The organism is Arachnia sp. (genome assembly GCF_057238465.1).
Genome location: NZ_DBHHFZ010000010.1, coordinates 72,505 through 92,511 on the forward strand (window position 1 = coordinate 72,505; position 20,007 = coordinate 92,511).

General features: G+C 67.2%; 16 protein-coding genes. 3 read left to right on the top strand and 13 right to left on the bottom strand.

Annotation, left to right across the window (positions count from 1 at the left end; genetic code table 11):
* Positions 1-15: 15 nt before the first annotated feature.
* Together ACO6D6_RS11410 and ACO6D6_RS11415 are read right to left on the bottom strand one after the other, a co-directional pair.
* Positions 16-420, bottom strand: a complete 405-nt coding sequence (locus ACO6D6_RS11410) for a type II toxin-antitoxin system death-on-curing family toxin (RefSeq protein ID WP_484785369.1) — start codon at positions 418-420, stop codon at positions 16-18.
* Positions 417-941, bottom strand: a complete 525-nt coding sequence (locus tag ACO6D6_RS11415) for a Panacea domain-containing protein (protein ID WP_484785370.1) — start codon at positions 939-941, stop codon at positions 417-419. The genes ACO6D6_RS11410 and ACO6D6_RS11415 overlap by 4 nt, the downstream gene beginning before the upstream one ends.
* Positions 942-1,406: 465 nt before the next feature.
* Here ACO6D6_RS11415 and ACO6D6_RS11420 point away from each other — a divergent pair, with 465 nt between their 5' ends.
* Positions 1,407-3,416 (top strand): right-handed parallel beta-helix repeat-containing protein, encoded by a 2,010-nt coding sequence (locus tag ACO6D6_RS11420; protein ID WP_484785371.1) that lies wholly within the window; start codon positions 1,407-1,409, stop codon positions 3,414-3,416.
* Positions 3,417-3,480: 64 nt separating this feature from the next.
* On the opposite strand, the gene ACO6D6_RS11425 is transcribed toward ACO6D6_RS11420, so the two are convergent.
* The 3 genes from ACO6D6_RS11425 to ACO6D6_RS11435 all read right to left on the bottom strand — a co-directional run bounded on the left by ACO6D6_RS11425 (position 3,481) and on the right by ACO6D6_RS11435 (position 5,384).
* Positions 3,481-3,954: a hypothetical protein gene (locus ACO6D6_RS11425; protein WP_484785372.1), complete on the bottom strand. Its 474-nt coding sequence runs from the start codon at positions 3,952-3,954 to the stop codon at positions 3,481-3,483.
* Between the two features lie 47 nt (positions 3,955-4,001).
* Positions 4,002-4,646 carry a hypothetical protein gene (locus ACO6D6_RS11430; protein WP_484785373.1) on the bottom strand — a complete coding sequence of 215 codons (645 nt, stop codon included), beginning with the start codon at positions 4,644-4,646 and terminating at the stop codon, positions 4,002-4,004.
* A gap of 315 nt (positions 4,647-4,961) precedes the next feature.
* Positions 4,962-5,384 carry a hypothetical protein gene (locus tag ACO6D6_RS11435; protein WP_484785374.1) on the bottom strand — a complete coding sequence of 141 codons (423 nt, stop codon included), beginning with the start codon at positions 5,382-5,384 and terminating at the stop codon, positions 4,962-4,964.
* A gap of 335 nt (positions 5,385-5,719) precedes the next feature.
* On the opposite strand from ACO6D6_RS11435, the gene ACO6D6_RS11440 reads away from it, so the two are divergent.
* Positions 5,720-6,970, top strand: a complete 1,251-nt coding sequence (locus tag ACO6D6_RS11440) for an ATP-binding protein (RefSeq protein ID WP_484785375.1) — start codon at positions 5,720-5,722, stop codon at positions 6,968-6,970.
* Positions 6,971-7,005: 35 nt separating this feature from the next.
* Here the strand turns inward: ACO6D6_RS11440 and ACO6D6_RS11445 are convergent, their stop codons facing one another.
* Genes ACO6D6_RS11445 through ACO6D6_RS11470 form a run of 6 tightly spaced genes read right to left on the bottom strand, consistent with a single transcriptional unit; the run spans position 7,006 to position 12,530 of the window.
* The gene (locus tag ACO6D6_RS11445; protein WP_484785376.1) at positions 7,006-8,550 is read right to left on the bottom strand and encodes an AAA family ATPase; all 1,545 of its coding nucleotides are present in this window, start codon (positions 8,548-8,550) and stop codon (positions 7,006-7,008) included.
* Positions 8,551-8,558: 8 nt separating this feature from the next.
* Complete coding sequence (locus ACO6D6_RS11450) at positions 8,559-9,122, bottom strand: hypothetical protein (RefSeq protein WP_484785377.1); 564 nt, start codon at positions 9,120-9,122, stop codon at positions 8,559-8,561.
* The gene (locus ACO6D6_RS11455; protein WP_484785378.1) at positions 9,119-9,367 is read right to left on the bottom strand and encodes a hypothetical protein; all 249 of its coding nucleotides are present in this window, start codon (positions 9,365-9,367) and stop codon (positions 9,119-9,121) included. Before ACO6D6_RS11455 ends, ACO6D6_RS11450 begins: the two co-directional genes overlap by 4 nt.
* 1 nt (position 9,368) lies before the next feature.
* Positions 9,369-11,102 carry a hypothetical protein gene (locus ACO6D6_RS11460; protein ID WP_484785379.1) on the bottom strand — a complete coding sequence of 578 codons (1,734 nt, stop codon included), beginning with the start codon at positions 11,100-11,102 and terminating at the stop codon, positions 9,369-9,371.
* Positions 11,103-11,117: 15 nt separating this feature from the next.
* Positions 11,118-11,576: a hypothetical protein gene (locus ACO6D6_RS11465; RefSeq protein WP_484785380.1), complete on the bottom strand. Its 459-nt coding sequence runs from the start codon at positions 11,574-11,576 to the stop codon at positions 11,118-11,120.
* A 39-nt stretch (positions 11,577-11,615) separates the two neighbouring features.
* On the bottom strand, positions 11,616-12,530 hold the full coding sequence (locus tag ACO6D6_RS11470) for a hypothetical protein (protein WP_484785381.1): 915 nt from the start codon (positions 12,528-12,530) through the stop codon (positions 11,616-11,618).
* 515 nt (positions 12,531-13,045) lie between these two features.
* On the opposite strand from ACO6D6_RS11470, the gene ACO6D6_RS11475 reads away from it, so the two are divergent.
* Positions 13,046-13,993 carry a hypothetical protein gene (locus tag ACO6D6_RS11475; RefSeq protein ID WP_484785382.1) on the top strand — a complete coding sequence of 316 codons (948 nt, stop codon included), beginning with the start codon at positions 13,046-13,048 and terminating at the stop codon, positions 13,991-13,993.
* A gap of 13 nt (positions 13,994-14,006) precedes the next feature.
* Here ACO6D6_RS11475 and ACO6D6_RS11480 read toward each other — a convergent pair whose 3' ends face one another.
* Positions 14,007-16,562 carry a hypothetical protein gene (locus tag ACO6D6_RS11480; protein ID WP_484785383.1) on the bottom strand — a complete coding sequence of 852 codons (2,556 nt, stop codon included), beginning with the start codon at positions 16,560-16,562 and terminating at the stop codon, positions 14,007-14,009.
* A gap of 4 nt (positions 16,563-16,566) precedes the next feature.
* Positions 16,567-20,004, bottom strand: a complete 3,438-nt coding sequence (locus ACO6D6_RS11485; protein ID WP_484785384.1) for a tubulin-like doman-containing protein — start codon at positions 20,002-20,004, stop codon at positions 16,567-16,569.
* Positions 20,005-20,007: the final 3 nt, after the last annotated feature.

A 20,007-nucleotide genomic window follows, 5' to 3' on the forward strand; every position in this document is an offset into this window, starting at 1 on the left:
AAAATTTCCGGTGTTTCAAGATCGTTTTGCTGTTATTTTCGTGCACTCATTGAGCCAATTTACCAAGCCGGCGTAGTCCAGAAGGCGCTGGTCGTCCTTGTCTCGGGTTCCGAGGGCTCGTATGACGTGGGCGGCCTCATCTTGGTCCACATCTAGTTCCACGCCGTTTAGCTTCAAGAAAATCATTGCGATAAGCCAGGCGAGGCGTTTGTTGCCGTCTTGGAACGCCTGAGCCTCGGCGATGCCGAAGGTCAGGCGCGCGACCTTCTCGATGAGCGTGGGATACAGATCGGCGCCACCGAATGACTGAAAAGGCTGCACCAGTGCGCTTTCGAGCTTTTCTCGGTCACGAAGAGGACCGGCATTGACCTCTTGCCCGTAGATTTTCAAGCAGAGGTCAATGCCGATTAGCGTCGTCACTCGGCCAAGAGAGCCAAGGTGCGGCTCCAGCGCTGGCCCAAGCGGGCTGCGAGGTCCACTGCATGGTCGGGATCCGCATCCTGCAGGGGCGTCGAAGGCCGCACCGGGCCGGTGCCGTCCAAGCTTTGACGCGTGTACTCACGACGCATGGAGTCGTGAGTGATTTCGGTGGTACCACGGGCATCGTCGGGAAGGTCGCCCCGGGCCTCGCGCCAAGGCCGTTCGGCATGGCTCAGCACGGAGAGTTCCTCACCGGTCTTCTCGCCGTAGTGCGTCAGCACCGCATCGGCGATGGCCTTCTGGCCGGCGTCCAGGTCGCCGGCGGGGTGGGACTTCTCGTGCCAGACATCGCTGACGACCGGACCATTGACCCAGGCCTCGATCCGGTCCTCGAACAGAGGCCTGCCCGTCCAGGCCAGCGACCAGGCCTGTGCGTAGTAGAGCAGCTTTTGCTTCTGAGTGCGTCCGTCGAGGTGCTGCCTGCTCTCCATGTAGCGCAGCACGTCGCTCGCCCATGTCATCCAAATCGCCTCCTCCACGTCACTTGACAGTCTGTATCCGACTCCCTGACTTCATCATAGGTCGCGACACCCACAAGCTCGTAGAAGCCCATCAGCGCTGTGCGACTTGCCCGCTCATGGCGTCTTCAACAACCGTGTCCACGGGGCCAGGCGATCAACGGGTCATGCAGCAGGAAGGTCGGGATGCGGGGCCGGAATGACTCTCGGATGAAAGATTTTCGCGACGCCGTGGAAGGTTTTGGAGCGTGCACGCCACAAAACCTTCCACATGACATAACGACACGTTCGGCGACGGGCAGGGCCCGCCGGGGGGTGACCCGTGGCCTGGGAGGGGGATAGGGTCGGGGTAGTCCAACACTCGAAGACGAGAGGCGACCACATGCGTCGAGTACTTGCGATGATGTCCGTCCTGGCCCTGGGGGCCGCGGTGTCATTGCAGAACGAGGCGGCAGCGGACGGGGGACCGTGATCCACGTCTCGGTCAGCAGCGGCTCCAACTCTGGGGACGGCTCTGCCACCAGTCCTTACAAAACGATTTCAACTGCCCTGACGAAGGCCTCCGACGGCGACACGATCGAGCTCGCCGAGGGCGTCTACCAGGAGGGTGAGCTGATGGTCACCAAATCGGTCACCATCACCGCCGCATCCGGGGCCAAGCCCGTGATCTCGGGCGCGAAGAGCCCCGACACGTGGAAGGACGCCGGCAACGGCACCTGGGCCACCGCCAACGATACGGTGCGGTTCTGCGACGTCTGCACCACCAACGCCGACCCGTCCGTCGAGGGCATGGCGGCCCATCCCGAACAGGTTTTCGTCGACGGCCAGCCCCTGACCCAGGTGGCGACGAGGGCCGAGGTCACCGCGTCCACCTTCTTCGTCGACGATCCCGACCCCGTGACCCTGAAGGATCCGAAGAACAACCGGGCCGGCTACAACGTCAAACCACACACCGGAACCTCCTACGTAATCGGCGTCAACCCCGCCGAGCACAAGGTGGAGGTGGTCCAGCACTCGCGGGCCCTGACCGTCACGACGGACAGGGCCAGCCTCAAGAACCTCACGGTCGAGAAGTACGCGCCCGTGCAGGCCTGGGACTACAAGGACCCCCAGATCGGCACCCTGAGCGGTGGCGCCATGGTGCTGGCCGGCGGCCAGGGCCTCAGGGTCGAGAACTCGGCCTTCCGCTACGCATCGGCCGCCACCGCCTTGGCCATCACCGACGCCAAGGAGGCCACGATCAGCGGGAACACCATCGAGAACAACGGGGCCGTCGGGTTCGGGATCAACCGGTCCAGCAACGTCAACGTCGAGAAGAACCGATGGACGTCGAACAACACGGCGGGCTTCAACACCACCTCCTGCGGCGCCTACTGCACCATCGGCGACACCAAGATCACGCACTCGGAGGGTATCCGCTACGCCTACAACACCGTCGACTACTCGAACGCCGGCACCGACGTCTCCAAGCCCGATACCTACAAGAATGACCAGCGGGCCGGGGTCTGGTTCGACGAGGGGGTCATAAACTCCCAGGTGATCGGCAACTACTTCGTCAACGTGCCGGTGGCGATCTTCAACGAGGTCTCCTCCAAGAACATGATTGCCTCCAACATCATCGAGGGCGCGGGCATCGGCATTCACGTCTCCGGATCGGACAACACCCAGATCTGGAACAACACCATCTCGCATGCGCTGACCAGCATCGCGATCCGGGAGGACTCGCGTTCCAAGGGTTGCAACGCCCGCAAGGAGGACGGCAGCTGCGCGGCCGAGGAGAAATGGAGCATCGAACACGGATTGTCGTGGGACACCACCGGCACCGAGGTGTTCAACAACATCCTCTCCTCCGAGCAGTCCAGCGCGCTGGCCGACGACAAGTGGCGCTACTCGGCGACGCTGCAGGTCGTGGGTGGCAAGAACGACGACGGCTCCGGCGCCTTCTACGCCAACGAAATGGTCGCGGGCATCGACCACAACGCCTACTACCGGGCACCCGCGCAACCGGAGGTGCCGAACACCACAGTGATGTGGAACTGGGGACCGGACAGGTTGAAGGAATCCGTCAATGCGGAAACCCTCTCCGAGTTCACCAACAACGAACACGTGATGGTCTCCGATCGTGAGGCCAACGGCCTGGACCTGCGCGGCACCCGCGAGGAGAACCCGCTCTTCGTGAGGGAAGCGGCGGATCCGACGGCGTGGAAGACCTCCGACTTCCACCCGAAGCCCGGCGGTCCCGCGGTCGCTTCGGGCCGGCCGCTGCCTGAGAACGTCGCGAAGGCCCTCGGAAGGCAGGCCGGGGTGGCCGTGGACCGCGGCGCCCTGTTCAACGCGGCCTGGCAGGACGGCGAACCGTTGGCCCCGACGTCGTCGCCCACCCCAACCTCATCCGATACGCCGACGCCCAGCGACCCCCGCGGCGGCAAGATGAAACCGGGGCTCCCGAGGACCGGGATCCCGGCCCGGACCGCCTGACGACGGACGGGAAACAGCGGAAAACGGGTGCCGACCAAAGGTCGGCACCCGTTTCATCTGATCTTTAGAAAAGCGCAGCGACCAGCCAGGTGGCACCGATCAAATACAATGCGGCATAGACCAGGTGCAGCGGCAGGTTGAGTTTCGTGTAGAGGTCGATTTCTGGTTCCGTCAATTCTTTTCCGCTCGCCATTTTCTCCTCGACCTTCCCGAATCCCGTGACGACGTGTATCGTCAGGAAGATCGGGAGGATGGCCAGCGCGTAGACCTGCGCGGGCAGCGGATGGGTGGAGTGGTTCAGCAGCAGCGAGACTGCGGCGAACACCACTTGGAGTGCGAAACAGATTCGGTAGAGAGCCTTCGTGTTCGAGTCGGTGCGGAACGGCGCATAGCTTGCCTGGAGCTCCTTCACCCTGCCAGTTCTCAGCATGTAGGTGTAATAGGAGCCCAGCGTGATGACGTAGCTGGTCAGGTACCCGATCAGCACGGCACAGAGAATTGTGTTCGTCAGATACGTGAATTTTCCGATGAATTCCACGGCTTCATCCTAGGAGCTGTGTCAACAGGGTCCCGGGTCATTCCTCGTCATTCCTCGAAACCGAAGCGTTGCGCCAGGGCCGCGGCGTGGGCGAGCCAGTCGTCGCGGTCGGCCGGGTCGCAGTCCGCGTAGCTGCGGGCCGACAGGTGGGACAGGCGGGCCAGGCCCGGGTGCCCCGGCTGGATGGCCAGGGCGTCGCGGAAACTGGTGGCGGCCCTGCGCCACATCGCCCGGTGCTCGGGATGCTCGGGCGATATCAGCTCGCCCAGGCGTGCCGACGTGGTGCCCAGGTCCAGGCGGATCCGTCCGCTGTCGTCGCGGTAGTGCTCCGCCAGGAACTCGGTGATCTCCAGGGACTCCCGGTAGTGGGCGAGCGCCTGGGCGGGATCGGTGTCGCGCAGCATCCTGCTGACGTCGTTCAGGGCGACGGAGGTGTCCCGCTTGAGCTGCGGGTCGGCGGGGTGCTGTCCCGCGAGGTCCCGGGTGATCTCCAGGGCGCGCCGGTAGTGGGTCAGGGCCGTGGGCGGGTCGGTGGTGTGGAGGGCGTCGGCCAGCCTGGCGTTGGCCTCGGCCTCGGCCCGGGTGCCGGTGCCGGCCAGCTTGATGCAGGCGTCCAGCAGGATGGTCCTGAGCCGCGTGTCCTCGGGGGCGGCCAGCGCGACGCTCCGGAGGAACTGGGGAAGCTGCGTCACCAGACCGGGGTTCGAACCCAGCGGCCGGGACAGGACGCCCAGCAGCGCGTCGACCTCCCACGGCTCGGGGAAACCCGCCTGATCCTCCGCGACCTGCTCGGCGCGGTCGATGACGTAGGTCGATCGTCGCGTCCTCGTCGGTCAGCAGCGGGACGGCGGCCTCGGCGACCTCCTGGCCGAGCGTCCCCGTCGTCCCGGGAGGACCCGGGGGCGGTGGGCTCCAGCTCGTCGAGGACGGTTTTCAGGTCGAGCGGTGCTGGCATGGTCGGCTCCTGTCCGTTTCACCGCCCAGTCTGGTCACTCAGAGTGCAGAAGTCACCCCTCGTGGGAGAGTTGGCCGCCGAAGCGTTTCTTGAGAGCGGGGCCGTCGCTGTCGGCGGATTTGAGCATGCCGATGGCGGCCCAGGTCAGCGTTTCCGCGGTCAGGTTCTTCACCATCAGGGTGTGCCGGAACTCCAGCACCAGGGAGCCGTTGAGGTCCTCGAGGTACAGGTGCCCGAGCGCGTAGGAGTTGTCGAAGGCGACGAACTTCAGCAGGTCGGGGGTGAGTCTGAGATCCCTCAGCACCGGGATCTCGATGGTGACGAACGAGGCGTTGTCCTCGGTGTTGACCCAGATGAAGGCCCGCGCTGACCCGTAACGCAGGGTGAAGGTGTTCTCGTCGGCCTTCTGCAGGTTGCTGTCGATCTTGAGCAGCAGGTTCTGCACCTTGAAGAGGGCTGCGGGGTCGGGCTTCATGGTGATCCTTCGTGGTCGTGTGCCGGGCTGTCTTGGAACGATTGGAGTCGTAGTCAACATACTTGCCGACCGGCGATCCCGGCATCCCGGGCCGGGATGTTTCGCGATCGCCCGGTCGTAGTCGCTGCTTCCGTCGCTTCTCCCCGCGGTTCGCTTGCCTTGTGGTCGTGTGCTTGCGCTGTAGCGCTGGCGTTTGTCCGTAAGGCAGGCGTTTCCGTCGGGAAGGCCTGCATATTCATCGGGAAAGGGTCGGAGGAAGGCGCGAACCTACGAGAATCCTGCTGCAAAACTACGAAAAATCACCTGCGAACCTACGAACCGAGTAGGTTTGGGGTATGTCTGGTCTGGTCGAACGACATGCGTTGCCGGTTGGGCGGGAGTACTTGGCCGCCTTCCCCGTGACGGTCATCGAAGGTGCCCGGCAGGTGGGGAAGACCACCTTGGCGCAGCAGCTCGTCGCGGGCACCGAGGCGACCTACGTAACCTTGGACGACGAGGAGCAGCTGGCAACCGCACGCGACGACCCCAGGGGCTTCCTGACGCAGGGCGGGGAGGGCACGCTCGTCATCGACGAGGCCCAGCTGGCGCCCGAGCTGACCCGGGCGCTGAAGGCCGACGTCGATCGCGACCGCCGCCCGGGCCGGTTCATCCTGACCGGCTCCTCCGATCTGCTGCGGATGCCCGGGCTGGGGGATTCACTGGCGGGCCGGGCGGTCACGTTGCGGCTGCGGGGTTTCAGTGTGGGGGAGGCCGAGAATCGGTATGACGACTTCTTCACGGCGCTGCCCGCCCTGTCCGATGCCCGCCGCTGGGAGACGACCTGGACCCGCACCGACTACGTGCGGGCCCTGGCCAAGGGTGGCTTCCCAGAGGTGCGGCTCCTGAACGGGAGAACCCGGAACGCGTGGCTTGACGGCTACGTCGCCCGGGTGCTGAACCGGGATGCGGTGCTGTTGCAGTCGGGGCATCAGTCGGCGCGACTGCAATCGTTGATCCGGTTGATCGCGGCCAACCAAGCAGGCGAGCTGGTCAAAGCGCGGTTGGCCGAACAGGCGAACCTTCCCGCCACCTCCATCACCGCCTATCTCGACGTGCTGGCGGGGGTGTTCGCGCTGGAGGAACTACCGCCGTGGTCGCAGAACCTGACCAGCCGGGAAACGGGACGCCGGAAGGTCGCGGTCAGCGATTCCGCTCTGGCCCTGCGCTTGGCCTGGTTGACCGAGGCGCGGCTTCTACCCGTCACCGCCGAGGCCCTGGGTGGTCCCTTCGAGGCGTTCGTCGCCACCGAACTGTTGAAGCAGCAGACCTGGAGCGAGCAGGAGTTCCGCCTCTTCCACTACCGCGACCGCGGCGGCGTGGAGGTGGATGTCGTCGCCGAGTTCGACGACGGCACCGTCGTGGGCATCGAGGTCAAGACCTCCGGCACCTACCGCTCGGAGCATTTCAAGGGCCTGCGGTTCCTGCGCGACAGGCTGGGGGACCGGTTCCGCTGCGGGGTGGTGCTGGGCATGGCCGATCGAGGGCACGTCATGTCAGACCGGCTCGTCGGGTTGCCCGCCTCCGCCGTGTGGGAACTGGGAGGCTGAGCGGGATCCGCCGGCCAGTGCCCGCGCCGGATCCCCTACAGGATCACCACCCTGCGACCCGCCGGGGCCGCTGGTACGTTCGAGGCGACGTGGCGCGCCGCCGGGACGCATCGGCTGCTGCCCCAGGACCGGATCGCCGATAGATCCTCCGGGTTGGTCTGGGAGAACGGCACCACGTTGGTGAAGAACTTCTTGATCTCCGGTTCCGGCGGCAGTCCGGGCAGCCGGTCGACGTAGACCTTGGTGGCGATGTCGTGGATCACCGCGTCGATGTCCGAACCCGAGAACCCGTCCGTCAGGGTCACCAGGTCGGTCAGCAGTTCCTGTGACGGCTCCGCCCCGAGGTATTTGCGGAAGTACAGGCCGATGATCTCCTCCCTGTCCGGCGCCTCCGGCAGGTCGACGAAGAACAGCTCGTCGAAGCGTCCCTTCCGCAGCAGCTCCGGCGGCAGGGTCGACACGTCGTTGGCGGTGGCCACCATGAACACCTTCGCCGTCAGCTCCTGCATCCAGAACAGGAACTGCCCGATCAGGCGACGGGTGGTGCCGCCGTCGGAGCCCTGCGCCAGGCCCTTCTCGATCTCGTCGATCCACAGCACGCACGGTGCGACGCGCTCCGCGGTCGCGAGGGCCTCCCGCAGTCTTCCCTCCGACTGCCCCACGTACATGCCCAGCACGGAGGCCATGTCCAGGCGGTACAGCGGCAGCCCCCACTGCGAGGCGATGGCCTTCGCCGACAGCGACTTGCCGCACCCCGGCACCCCCACCAGCAGCACCCCTTTCGGCGGGTGCAGCGGGGTGTCCGTCAGGTCTGCCTTCATCAGCTGTTCCCGCGGCCGCAGCCAGTCCTTCAGGTTCCCCAGCCCGCCGACGGTGAAGTTCTCCCGCAGGGGGATGCGCTCGATGCCGCTCAGGTCCCCGAAGATCCGGTCCTTGAAGAAGCTGAGCTCCGCGAGGTCCTCGTTCCGCACCATCCCTTTGGCGACGAGGCTCGCCACCACGTTGATGGCCTCCATCTCCGTGATACCTGCGAGGATCTCGGCGGCGCGCGTGACCTCCGTGTCCTGCCACTCGATCTGCACCACCTGCCGGTGGTCGTCGATCATTCCCGCCACCACCAGGCGCATCTCGTCCTTGTTCGGCAGCTCCAGGGCGACGCTCATGCCCAGCCGGGACAGCCCCGTCCACACCGGGGACGAGGAGATCAGGATGATGGTGCCCTGCCGCGACTCGGCCAGCCGCACCAGTTCCGCGAAGTAGCGTGACATGGAGCTCTCCTGGTCCAGGTCCTCCACGTCGGTGAAGATGAAGTTCGCGTTGGCGCGCGACTTGAACGTGGAACGCGCCTGCTCCATCGCCAGCGCCAGCGACGTGTCCTCACTGTGAAGCTGCCGGGTCAGCAGTTCCCTGATGCCGTCGCTCAGCGAGTGTTCGAAGAACGTCAGGGCGCGCATGTTGTTGGCGCACTCGGTGATCAGCGACATCACCCGCGTGGGTTCTATCGACTGGATAACGATCAACGGCACCCGGGCGCTCAGGTAGCGCTGCACGAGGTTCTGGGTCTCCAAGAAGTTGGGCATGGTTCCTTTCAGAGGATGCGGCGATGCGACCAGCGGTTCGCGGGACGGGTGGGAGGGGCGGGAGGTGCAGGCGGGGACGCGGCGGGTGGCGGGTCGGCGGCGAGCACGGCGGTGATCGGGTTCTGTTTCACCACCAGCAGCCGCGCCCCCCAGAACGTGGCCTGCCCCGGTTCCTGCGCCGCCATGTCGCGCATCTGCTGTTCGAGTTCCCCCTGCATGCGGGTGACATCCCGGGTGCACCCGTCGTCCAGGACCTTGCGGAGCGCCTCCGGGAGTCCCGGATGCCGGGCCAGTTCGACGCGCCGGCGCAGGTATCGCCGGGATCCCGCCAGGGCCCGGGCCAGCTCGAAATCCGTCCGCGCCTCCTGTGTCGTCCTGCTCAGGTTCTCCTGCCAGGCGTCGGTGACCGCCTGGATGGCCTCGGTGATGTGGTCAACCAGCCTGGAGAAGGCCTCGGGCGACAGGTCCTCCTCGCTCAGGGCGGGCAACCCGGTCAGGTCCTGCTGCGGGTTGGTGCGCCAGTCCCGCAGGGTCAGCACCCAGGTTTCGTAGTCGGAGCGTCCCGGGATCATTCCGATCCCCGGGTGACGAACAGCTCACCGGGCGGCAGCGGCTCCCACTCGGGCAGGTCGCCGGCTATGAGCCGTTCCCGGCCGGTGAGGGTCCTGCCCTTGTCGCGGCCGGGCCGCAGCACGTTGCGCTGCACCAGCGGGGCCTCCGGGGGCGGGGTGTCGCCGCGTGGCACGAAACGCGACGCGGCCGGGCGGCGGACGACGGCGGGGGTTTCGGGCGGGATCGGGGTCGTCGGTTCGGACATGTCAGTTCTCCTTGATGGTGGTGGGCCAGCCGTCGATCAGCTCCAGCAGGGGGGTCTCGAAGGCGTCCAGTTCCTTGTAGGTCAGGTTCGCGTCGGTGAGTTCGGCCATGGCGTTGCGGTAGAGCTGGACGGAGTGGTCGTAGGCCTCCTGCCTGGCGTGCTCCAGCGCCTTGACCTCCTGGGCGGCGGCTTTCTTCTTCTGCTCACCCAGGTACCAGACGACCCCCGCGCCGATGAGCGCCGCGAGGATCCCCGCGATCGGGTTGATGACGAGAAGCACGACCGCGATACCGGCGGCGATCAGGGCGGGTTGCAGGTAGTACTTGTTGTTGAAACGGGCCCGTTCGATCTGCGGGTTCATGGTGTTGCCCCAGGCCTCCCGCAGGAGCCCCTCAGCGGCCTGCTGACCGGAGTTGACGTGAACCTTCGCGCCGACGAAACCGTGGACGGCGGCGTGGTTGGAGTGTTTCGCGTCGAAATCGAGGACGATGTCGGTTTCCTCCTTCGCCCGGTAGCCGCTGCAGTAGCGGCCGACCGCGGTGCGGAAGTCGTCCCGGGCCACGCCGATCGCCATCTTCTGGGTGTTGACGCTGATGCCGAGCAGTTCGGGGCTGATCGCGCCCATGGTCTGGATGGTCACCACGTCGTTGGTTTCCTCCAGCGCCTCCTGCAGCAGCTCCGCCTTCTTCTCCGCCCGGTTCAGGTCCCCCCGTTCCTCGATCACGGCCTCGTGGTAGGTGACCTCGCGTCTGAGGGGCAGTTCCTCGGCGTCGAACTCCGTCACCAGCGTGTCAAGGATGTCGTCGAGGAGGTCCTCCAGGGATGTGGGCGGCGGTGCCTCGTGGTCGCGTACCTGCCGGTACTTCGCCAGCACCTCGGGCAGCGCCGAGGCCGCCTCCATGTTTCCCCGGATGGTGTTCCACTGGGTGCACAGGTGTCGCAGGGTCTGGTACTCGTTGCCGCCGAGCTGGAGCTGGTGGGATGCCAGCTCGGAGGTCCAGCGCCCGACCTGTTCCTCGACGGCCTCCGGGTGCTGCCGGAGCTGCCCGGACCACTCGGACAATTTCGCGGAGAGCAGTTCGTTGCCCTCCGGGCCGAAGGCGTTGCAGGAGCTGGCCTCGAGGATGACCGCGAACTCCCGGGTCAGCGCCGACGGGTCGAGCGAGGCCACGTAGTGGCGCAGCCAGCGCACCGAACCGGACATGCGTCCTTGGCGGCGCAGCACCAGGGTGAAGAACAGGCTGGTCTTGTGGCGGTCGCGGGAGAAGGCCTCCCGGACCGACTTCTCGGCGATGTCCTGGCGGTCGTGGGACCAGGCCGCCAGGGCCACCAGGGCCGGGGCCAGCCAGTAGCGGGGGGTCTGGATCATCAGCTCCTCGGCGACGTTGGTCGCCACGGCGTTGGAGATGTTGCCCACGTCGAAGCCCTGCAACAGGCCGACGGATGTGCGGCGGACCACGGAGTAGTGCCCGAACTCCCGGTCCAGCTGTGCCTTGAGATCCACGACCTTCACCTGCGACTGCTGCACCGCGGCGACGCGGGCGGCCTCCTCGACGAATTGCCGGAACTCCTCTCGGAGTCCGGCCAGCTCCGTGCGGGTCAGCTGCAGGTCGTTGCGGACGGTGCCGAGATTTGCCTGGACACCGTCTATCTGGTTTCCGAGGTTGTTTATGATCTCGCGTCCCACTTCGTCGATCTGCCGGGACAGGGGGGTCAGGTCGATGGATGTTGACATGGTTCTCCTGTGTTCTCAGGTGACGGGGTTGCCGTCGGGGCGGACGGGGATCACGGCGCCGTCGCTGTAGACCTCGATGAAGGCGTAGGCGTCGTTACGGGCCAGGGGGCGGGCCATGGCGAACTCGGGTGGCACGGGTTCGTTGTGTTTGAAGTGCCGGACGATGTCACCGGAAAAGGTGAGGATGTGATCCAGGTACGGTTCCCCGAGCCAGCATTTTGCGAACAGACCCACCGGGATGCCGCCACCGGAGTCGTTGTAGAGGCCCCCGATGAAGTCGAGCAGTTCCCGTTTGGTGCGTTCGTCGGTGGCGGTGTCGAGTTTCCGGATCGCGTCCAGGAGTTCGCCGGTACGTCGCCTGGCCCGGTTGGTTCGCTCGTAGGGGGTGGCCAGAGCGTCGCCGTGTCTCTTTCCGGCGGTGGTTCCGGGGGGCGTGACAACGCGGCGGCTGCTGGGCCGTCTGATGAGTTCCATCGGTTTCCTCCTGGTCTGGGATCTATGACGGACGAAAGCTCAGCCGGCCGTGTCCAGGTCCTTCAGGATGGTGAGGATGTCGGGGGTGACCCGGTCCGGGGCGTGGCCTCCGATCCTGTCGGCTGCCAGCTGGAACGCCCTCGGTCGCGACAGGCCACCGGTGCGCAGGTGTTTGTAGAGGGAGACGAGCTGTTTGCCGAGTACCACGGACGTGAGGTCGGTGTCGGTTGCGGCGTGCTCCTCCCGCAGCTCCTCGAACGCCCCGTTGCTGAGCAGCGGGATCGTCAGATTCTCGTGAACCCAGCGCGGCCCCAGGGTTTGTCTCGCGATGTCCGTGACGAACGCGATGTCCTTCCTGATCTCCTCCCGGCTGGGGATGTGGCCGTCGGGTAGTTTGGCGCGTTCCTCGACGAGCCCGTCGACGGGCCAGCGCCCGGGGACGTGGGCGGGGGTGAAGGGGTAGGACCGCATGATCCGGAACAACCTGGTCAGCCATTCCCGGCGGAGGTCGCCGAGGCCCTCGAACCGCGCCATCACGCGACCCGCGGCGCCGTCGTTGCGGGTGGGTTTGGCCTGGGCCCCGATCCGGACCCGTTCGGCGCGTTTCTGTTCCGAAAGCTGGCTTCTTGCCACCCGGGCCAGGTAGGCGGGGAGGTTCTTGACGGTGCGCTCCGGGTGGCGGCTGTCGTACCGGGTGAGCTGGTTCACCATGCGTTCGATCAGGTCGTGGTGGAGATCCAGGCATCCGGTTTCCTGACAGGCGGGGTGCAGTCCCGTGCCGTCGGGGTCCTTGCGGCCGTAGGGAGCCGTCCGGGTGGGGCAGTTCGCCAAGCGGTGGAACCGGGCCGATCTCTCAGCCCGGGCGACGTGCCAGGCCGCCTCTGCCACGGGGGCGATGTCGATGCCGCGCCAGCCCACATCCTTGGTTGTTCCGGCTGCGGCTTCCCCCGTCATGACCAAAAGTTTTTCGCAACCACCCGACGAAGATGAGTGGAGGGCGCGAAACTGGCACAGAAATGACACAGGCCGGACCCTGCGCGCAGAGCCGACCGCACGGCACAGCCGAGATGATCAAGAGTCTAGTTACCGGAAGACCCCACCCGCAGGGGGCGTTGTGTCGGCTTTCTGGCGGACACGTCCATGACGTGTGGCCGTCCGTCATGAAGAAGCGAACAGGAAGGAACCCGGTGGAATCATCACGAGAGCAACTGCACGACGAACGGAGGTGCGCCCTTTTGGGGGTGATGTGGGTCGCGCGCAGATGTGAGGGGTTCCGGTGCGGGCCCCGCGGTGGTGCGTGGTCCGCATCCCGGATGCCCGGCGACGAGGCCGGTGCGAGGTGTCCAAGCGGACCCACCCACCGGGGGGAACGGCAAATCCGGGGGTATCGTCTTGCCTCCCGGGAAGACGACCTTCCGGAACCCGGGTGGATTCTCGGGTACGTGGCGGGGAAACGGGGGTGAGCATCGATGGAAACCGAACGGTCGCCGATCCGCCACGTCGGCCTGGGAATGGTGTTGATCGGACGCGAACCCGTCGCGCCCGCCGGTGCGGTCGTTATCAACCTGCCCGGTGCCGTACTGGATTTCGACCCGGCGCGCCCCGACCTCATGCCGTCGTGCTTGGCGGGGGATGCCGAGCTGGCCGTCCCAGGGGTGGAGCAGATCTTCGGGAGGGCGTCCGCCAGGGGACTGTTGGACGTGGCCTTCGAGGAGGGATGCGAGTCCGGGATCTGCCAGGTGCGCGAGGGTGAGGTTCTGGGGTTGCTGCGCGGGCTGGCGGAGATCCGCTGGTGCCGAGACAACTCGGATCTGCTGCTCGACTCCCTGCTGCTGGACCTGGAGGAACTGACCCTTCTGGGGCGCCTCGCCGGCCGGATCGAGGTGGACCGGGAGTGGCGGGAACCGCTGCTGGCCCTGCTCGGCTGCCTGACGCAGAGCCCGGAGATGCTGGCGCGCGTCCAGGGGCATCCGGAGTCGAGGAATCTGCTGCTGGATGCCGCCGATGTCCTGGCGGGGACTGCGATCCCGGATCCCGCGCCGGTGGGGCGGCCGGAGGTGCTCCGGTACGCGCTGGCCGCGGGCGGGACCGAATCCGAGGAAGGTGAGGAAGAGGCGGGCGAGGAAACCGAACCCTGCCCGCCGCTGAGTTCCGGTGGGGTACCTGCCGTGAATGATGCGCGGTACCTGACCGCCCAGGGGGTGTTCGACCTGCGGCTGTACGTCGTCACCGGCGGCCGGGGGTTCTTGGAGACGGGGCTCTCCGCGCTGGAGACCGCGACGAGGACCTGGCGGGCCGACGGGGCCCGGGCGGAGGCCGTGGCGGTACGGGAACTGCTCGACCTGGCCCGGGATCCCGAATTCCCCGCGAACTGGCCCGTGCGTCCCAGCGTCGCGGAACAGGTGCTTTGCGACTGAGATCCGGGATGGGTCAGTACCTGCCCTCCTCGGGTTCCGGCCAAGGGGTGGCTTCCGCGGGCAGCGGCTCCAGCAGCCGCTGGTAGATGCGGGTGTGTGAGGTGATCACTTCCCGGGTGGCCCCACCCCGGTCCGGGGAGACCGACAGGCCTAGGGAACCCGCTCGGTCGGGAACCGGGGGTCGCTGGTAGGTGAGACCCGGGATGTGATCCGGAACCTCCACGCGTCCCAGGAAATCCCCCAGCCCCAAGGGGGAGTTCCCCTCGGGGTCAACGGGGTCGTCCGATGTGAGCACCCGTTCGCGCAGCCGCCGCCCCAAGTCGTCCACCCGTTCGTCCAGCAGCTCGGCCCAGAGCCGGTCCACGTCCCTCGCCAACCACTCCAGCGGGCCGTCCGGCAACCCTGGGTCCTGCCACAGCGCCGAGAGATCCTCGCTGCCGGGTCCGTGGTGGCGGTTCAGGATCTCGTCGAAGGCGTGCCGCCGCCACGGCGACCCGGTGGCCTCGGCAGCCAGCCAGGCGCGCAGCTGCTGTTCGTCGTGGCCGGGATGCACCAGGGTCCAGGAACGGGGCACCGAGACCGGGGGTGTGGTCGCAACGCACGCCGGTTCGACGTCACGCAGCGGGTAGATGCCGCGGAGCACCTGCGACCAGAGCCGCACCACGCGGTCGGCGTTCGCCAGTCTCAGGTGCTCGTCCATAGCGGTGATGGCCTGGAGGAACATCAATTTGCGGGCCTCCGCCTGCCTGATGGAACGGGTCCGGTACTCGTTGAAGTGGTTGAAGAACCACACCACGGGACCGGCGACGAACAGCGTTGAGAATCCCCCGACGCCGCCCCACACCTGACCCCCGGTCAGGGCGATGCCGATCCGGGAGAACAGGTCGATGATCGTTCCCGGCCAGAACAGGTTCGCCAGCACCATGGCGGCGGTGGCGGCCAGTCCCGTGCAGAACCAGAACCAGAACCGGGCCGGGCGCAGCGGGATCAGGCCGCCCAGCTCCCCGACCGCGATCCGGTACCAGCGGTCCGCGTCCAGCCGCGCGGCCACGCCGTCCGCCAGAACCGATGCCCGGACACGGTCCAGGAACGATAGCCCGTCGACGGGGGTGGCCTCGCCGCAGCCGGCGAGCTGCTCCTGGCGGATCTCGGAGTCCTTCCCGGCGATCTCCTCCGCCAGTTCATGGGTGACCCTGGAGCCCCGCCGCCCGGTCCCGGTCAGTTTCGCGCCCGGGGCCCCCAGGTGGCGGCGCACCGCTGACTCGGCGGTGGCCTTCACCGCGGCGGAGGCGGGCGCGTGCCGGATCCCGGCGATTTCCCCCTCCTCCTGCGGCACCGACGGCACCAGGTCGCCGTCAGGGGTGGCGCAGCCCAGAACCGGCAGCGGCTCGATGATGCAGGGGCGGCCGTGATGGTCCGGGCGTTCCAGCCCCGGGGGTAGGTCGCTGGCGTCAATCATCCCGTTCGTGGCGGTGGTGAGGGCCTGCAGGGCCTCGGGGGAGGGAAGATCCCCTGAGGCGTGACGACCGTTCTCCCAGCACCGCTGGAGCAGTCCCCGCTGCTCCCGGTCCAGGGCGAACGCGTCGATGACCGGGATGATGCCGGGTTCCTCCCCGGATCGTTCGATCTCCCAGCCCGAGTTGGCGCGCTGCAGCCTGTCGGCGAGGACATCGTGCATCCTGCCCCGCCACGACACCGGCCGGCTGTGTAGAAACAGGAAGTCGACGAACCCGGAGAAATTCTCCAGCAATCCCCGGAAGGTGATCCGCCGGTTCTCTTCGAAGGCCAGGTACCCGGGGTCGAGTTCGAGGCGGCGCAGGGGACTGCCCCCGGCGTTGACGACGTGCCGGTGAGCCCGTTCCATGAGCAGCTCGCCCCGGCTGCGGTCGAATCGGCCGGGGCGCACCATGGAGGCGTCGGCCCACGGCAGTTCCAGCTCGTGGTGGTCGCGGGCGGCGGCGTCCAGCCGGGTACCTCCCACGACGGTGCTGGTGTAGGCGGTGGCGCACACCTCACCCTGCCCCCAGCCGGCCTCAACCAGTACCTCCGGGGGGTGCGGCTGGTTCCCGCAGATCACCCCGCCCAACCCCAGGGCGGCGTGCAGCAGGTCTGCGGCGGGGTCCCTGACGGAGGCATCCGCGCCGCCCGGGACGATGGCCTCCTCCGGTCCCAGCACCACCCGCGACCACTCCGGGGACAGCTGCGGGAGGCGCACCTGCGGCTGCCCGGGGGCGGGGAAGACCGCCACCCCGGTGAGGCTCTGCTGGCCGAGATGGCTACGGAGTTCCTGCACGGCGTGCAGGTTCCACGGGTGCTGCGGGTCGGGCTGTCCGGATGTGACGCACCAGATCAGCAGGACCTTCTCCAAGGCGGTCTCGGCGGACAGGAAATCACCGAGCGGGCCGATCTCCTCACCGGGGAGGCGACGGGCCGGTGTCAGGACCACGTCGCCGACCGGCCCGCCGGGCGCCACCAGCCACAGGCTCTCGCCGACGAGTCCCGCCCCGGCCCAGGCCAGGGCTCGTTCCCACAGCGGCTCGTCGCAGATGAAGATGCTGCGGTGGCTCATCGGGTCAGTACCGTCCTTCGGTGGATCGCGTGCCGCTCTCCAGCTCCGTCAGCGCCCCCTTCAGCAGGTCGATGATGTCGAGGGTGGCCAGGTGGTGCGGGTCCCCCTCGGGAGCCATCGAAACCAGTTCGTCCAGGCTCGTGCGCAGGTCCGCGAAGGCCTTCCGCACCTTGGCCTCGCGGTCGGCCCGGTCGGAGGTATTCTCGAGCACGAACGGATCCCGGGTGCCCGGGATGTCACCTCCCGCGTCGATCCACCGCTGCAGCGGGTACGGGTAGGAGGTGTGTTCCTGCCCGAGGGCGTGCAGTTTCTGGAACGGCAGCAGGGGTTCGAGGGAGCTGAGGCGGAAGGCCTCCACGAGGCTGGTGATGTAGCTTTCGAGGAAACGTCCCGGGTAGTCCCGGTGCGGTGCGGTGCGGTGCCTCCCCCGGAGCCCGGTCAGGTCCACCTCCCACCAGCCGCCGGTCCCGTTGCGCACCAGCAGCGAGTTCGGGCCCGGGTACTGGGGGGTCAGTTCCACCTCACCCATCAGGCGCCCGACGAACAACCCCTGAAGCAGGCGGGTCTGCGTCTCCGGGGAGAGAGGCACGTACTCGGCCAGCGGGCGGCTGCGACGATTCAGCCAGCCGGTGGCTGAGACGGCGTCGGCGGCCTGGCTGATGGGACCGAGGATGCTGTCGGCGACCACGAGGTTGAACGGGGAGGCGGTGGTCGAGAGCAGGGTTATCGACGGTGATGGTGCGCCGTCGGTGTTCAACCGGCCGTTCGGCAGCAGCTGCTGGGCCTCGGCCTGCAGCCGCTGGGTGAGCGGGGCGGTGCCCAACCGGGTTTGGATCACCGGGTCCAGGGTCGGCACGTCGATGGCCCCGAGTATCAGGTTGATCTGCGGTTGCGGGGCGTGCACCTGCGCGTACAGCGCCAGGTTGAGCCTGACCAGAGGTTCCGCTGCCACGAGGAGTTTGGCGAACTGCGTCACCATCTTGTCGTGGCGCCGCCGGATTTCCTGGTCGGTGACGGTGTTGGGGGCGGGGTTGAGGTATTCGCGCAGCGTGCAGTCGAGGAATCTCCGGGTGCTGGCGTTCGGGTCGTTGAGCCAGTCGATCACCCGGTTGTCGATGTCCTCCAGTGTGAACGCCAGCCGCACCACCGCATCCCGGGCGCGGGATTCGTCGCGCAGCCTGGAAACCCAGTTGTCGACCTGCGAGACAACCGGGGATGCGGTCCACGCGACCCGGGTGCCCGTGGTGGCGTCGTCCCGCATACCCGTGATCATGTCGCGGACGGCATCCTTGAGGGCCTGCCGCTGCATCTGTTCCGGGCCGGCGAGCTGGGTGGACAGGTCATCCATGTCCCGCGGCATTCGGGAGGCGATCTGTTCCCGGAACAGCTGCGGGAAACCGGAGACATCCTCAAGGGTGAACTCGACGGCGCTTGGCCGCAGGTAGGCGGGCACCCCGCCCGTCTCGGAGGGCCACATGGTGCGCAGGGTGCCGCCGCCGTCGAGGGTCATGTCGACTCGCTCCCGGAGTCCGTCGCGCGCACTCCGGAGGGAACGCAGCCACGGGTCGACCAGCCCGGTCGCCATGTCCGCGACGAGCCGGCCGGTCTTGCGCAGTTCGTCGGAGTAGACCATCACGTCGATGGGCTGGCCGGCGTCGGTGACGATGTCGCGGATGGTGTCGTAGTCGTCGCGGCGGAAGCTCCGGACCATGCTCGCCCGGCCCCGTTCCAGGTCGTCCAGCATCAGGTGGGCGTTGGTCTCGTACTTGTCCGCCTGGTCCTTCAGCTGCGCAGCCGCCTTCAGTAGCTGGTCGTGCAGGAGTTCCAGCATCTTGATCACCACAGGAAGGCCGAAATCGGCCACCTGCTCGGGGAGCAGCTGCCGGAGCCGCTGCGCGACGTCCAGTTCGAACTTCTCCAAGCCCTTCATGAACAGGTGGTGGGCCCGGTTCCGGAGCGGATTGTAGGTGCCGCTGTCGGCGGCGACCTGGTTGATCTCGAGTTTCGCGGCGGTGTGGGCGACCCGGAGCGCCTCCTGGGTGGAGACCTTGCTGCCCCTGCCGATCGCCTCGATGTCGCTCATCAGGCGGGAGGCGAACTCCGTGTTGAGGCTCTTGTACTCCTCCGTGCCGCGGATGGAGACCTGGTTGTAGATGTCGTCGTTCTGTGTGGTGGCGAGGTCCAGTTCGTTGAGCTGCAACTCCCAGATGAACCCGGTGTAGTTGCGTTCGACGGCCTCGTTGAGGAGCACGTCGTCGCTCTTGTCGCGTTCGGAGGCCGACACCTCAAGGTGCGCCTCCAGGAGCTGCTCCGTGACCAGGCGCATCAGCCGGTCGTGGGCGTACTGGGCGAAGAACTCGCGACCCACGGAGAGCCGCCCGAAACCGAGACCCATCAGGTTCGGGTTGTCGTGGGTCTCCCGCGACGTGATGCCCAGGTGGTCGGGGGCGCTCTGCTTGGCTGTGGGGAAGTTGGTGAGCAGGTAGGCGTCGAGGGAGTCGAGTAGGGCCGGGTTGAGGGCAAGCTCCGCGTACATGCTGCCCACCACCCGGTACACGTCCTGGGGCCGGGAGAACACCGTCCCGCGCTGCGAGGACGCCCCGACCAGGTAGTAGGCCTCGGCGCCCCCGACGACGGCGCTGGGCAGGTGCTGTCCGCTGAAGATGGCGTGCCGGGTGTTCATGTAGACCCCACCCGCGGTGCCCTGACCGGGGTCGTAGTCCTGGGCGATCAGCTCGCAGATGGTGGTCAGCGCGTTCGGTGCGATGCCGGCGTTCCCGGCGCCCAGGCCTGCGTACACGTCGGGTGAGAAGAGGTTCGTGACCATCTTGCCGACCCCGAGGGAACGCAGGAGGTCGAGGATGTCGCCGATGAGACCCGCCCCGCTGCCTCCCGCCAGGGAGCCGATCACGATCACGATCGGTTTCTCCGCGGGGGTGTCCAGCCCGGCGATGCCCAAGGCCTCGGCTGCCGGGTTCAACTGGTCCCTGCCGTTGCGGCAGCGGTCCAGGCGGTTCTCGATGGCCTGGCGGATCCTCGTCAGGACACCGAGGGCCACGACCCTGCCGTAGGCGCGCATCTGACGTGCCCCGCTGGCCGTGGCCTCCGGGACGGTGGTGGGGCGGGGAGCCCAGCTCTGGAACGGGCGTTCGTTGCCGTCGCTGCTCCTGAACAGCCTGTCCAGGTGGGTGTAGGTGGCGCTGTAGGTGGAGTTCTCGTCGGTGAGTGGGAAGTAGTCGGTGGGGGCCAGACCGAAGGCCTGCCCGCCTTCGTCGGCGTCCCGTTTGGCGGGCACATCGATGTGGAGGAACTGGATTCCGGCCGGGATGTGATGGATGCCGACGGAACGCAGACGCCGGGAGAGGGTGTTCTGGACGACGCCCAGCACCTTGCCTCCGGTGCCGCCGAGCCCGAGGAAGAGCAGCGGGTGCATTGTTGCCATGGT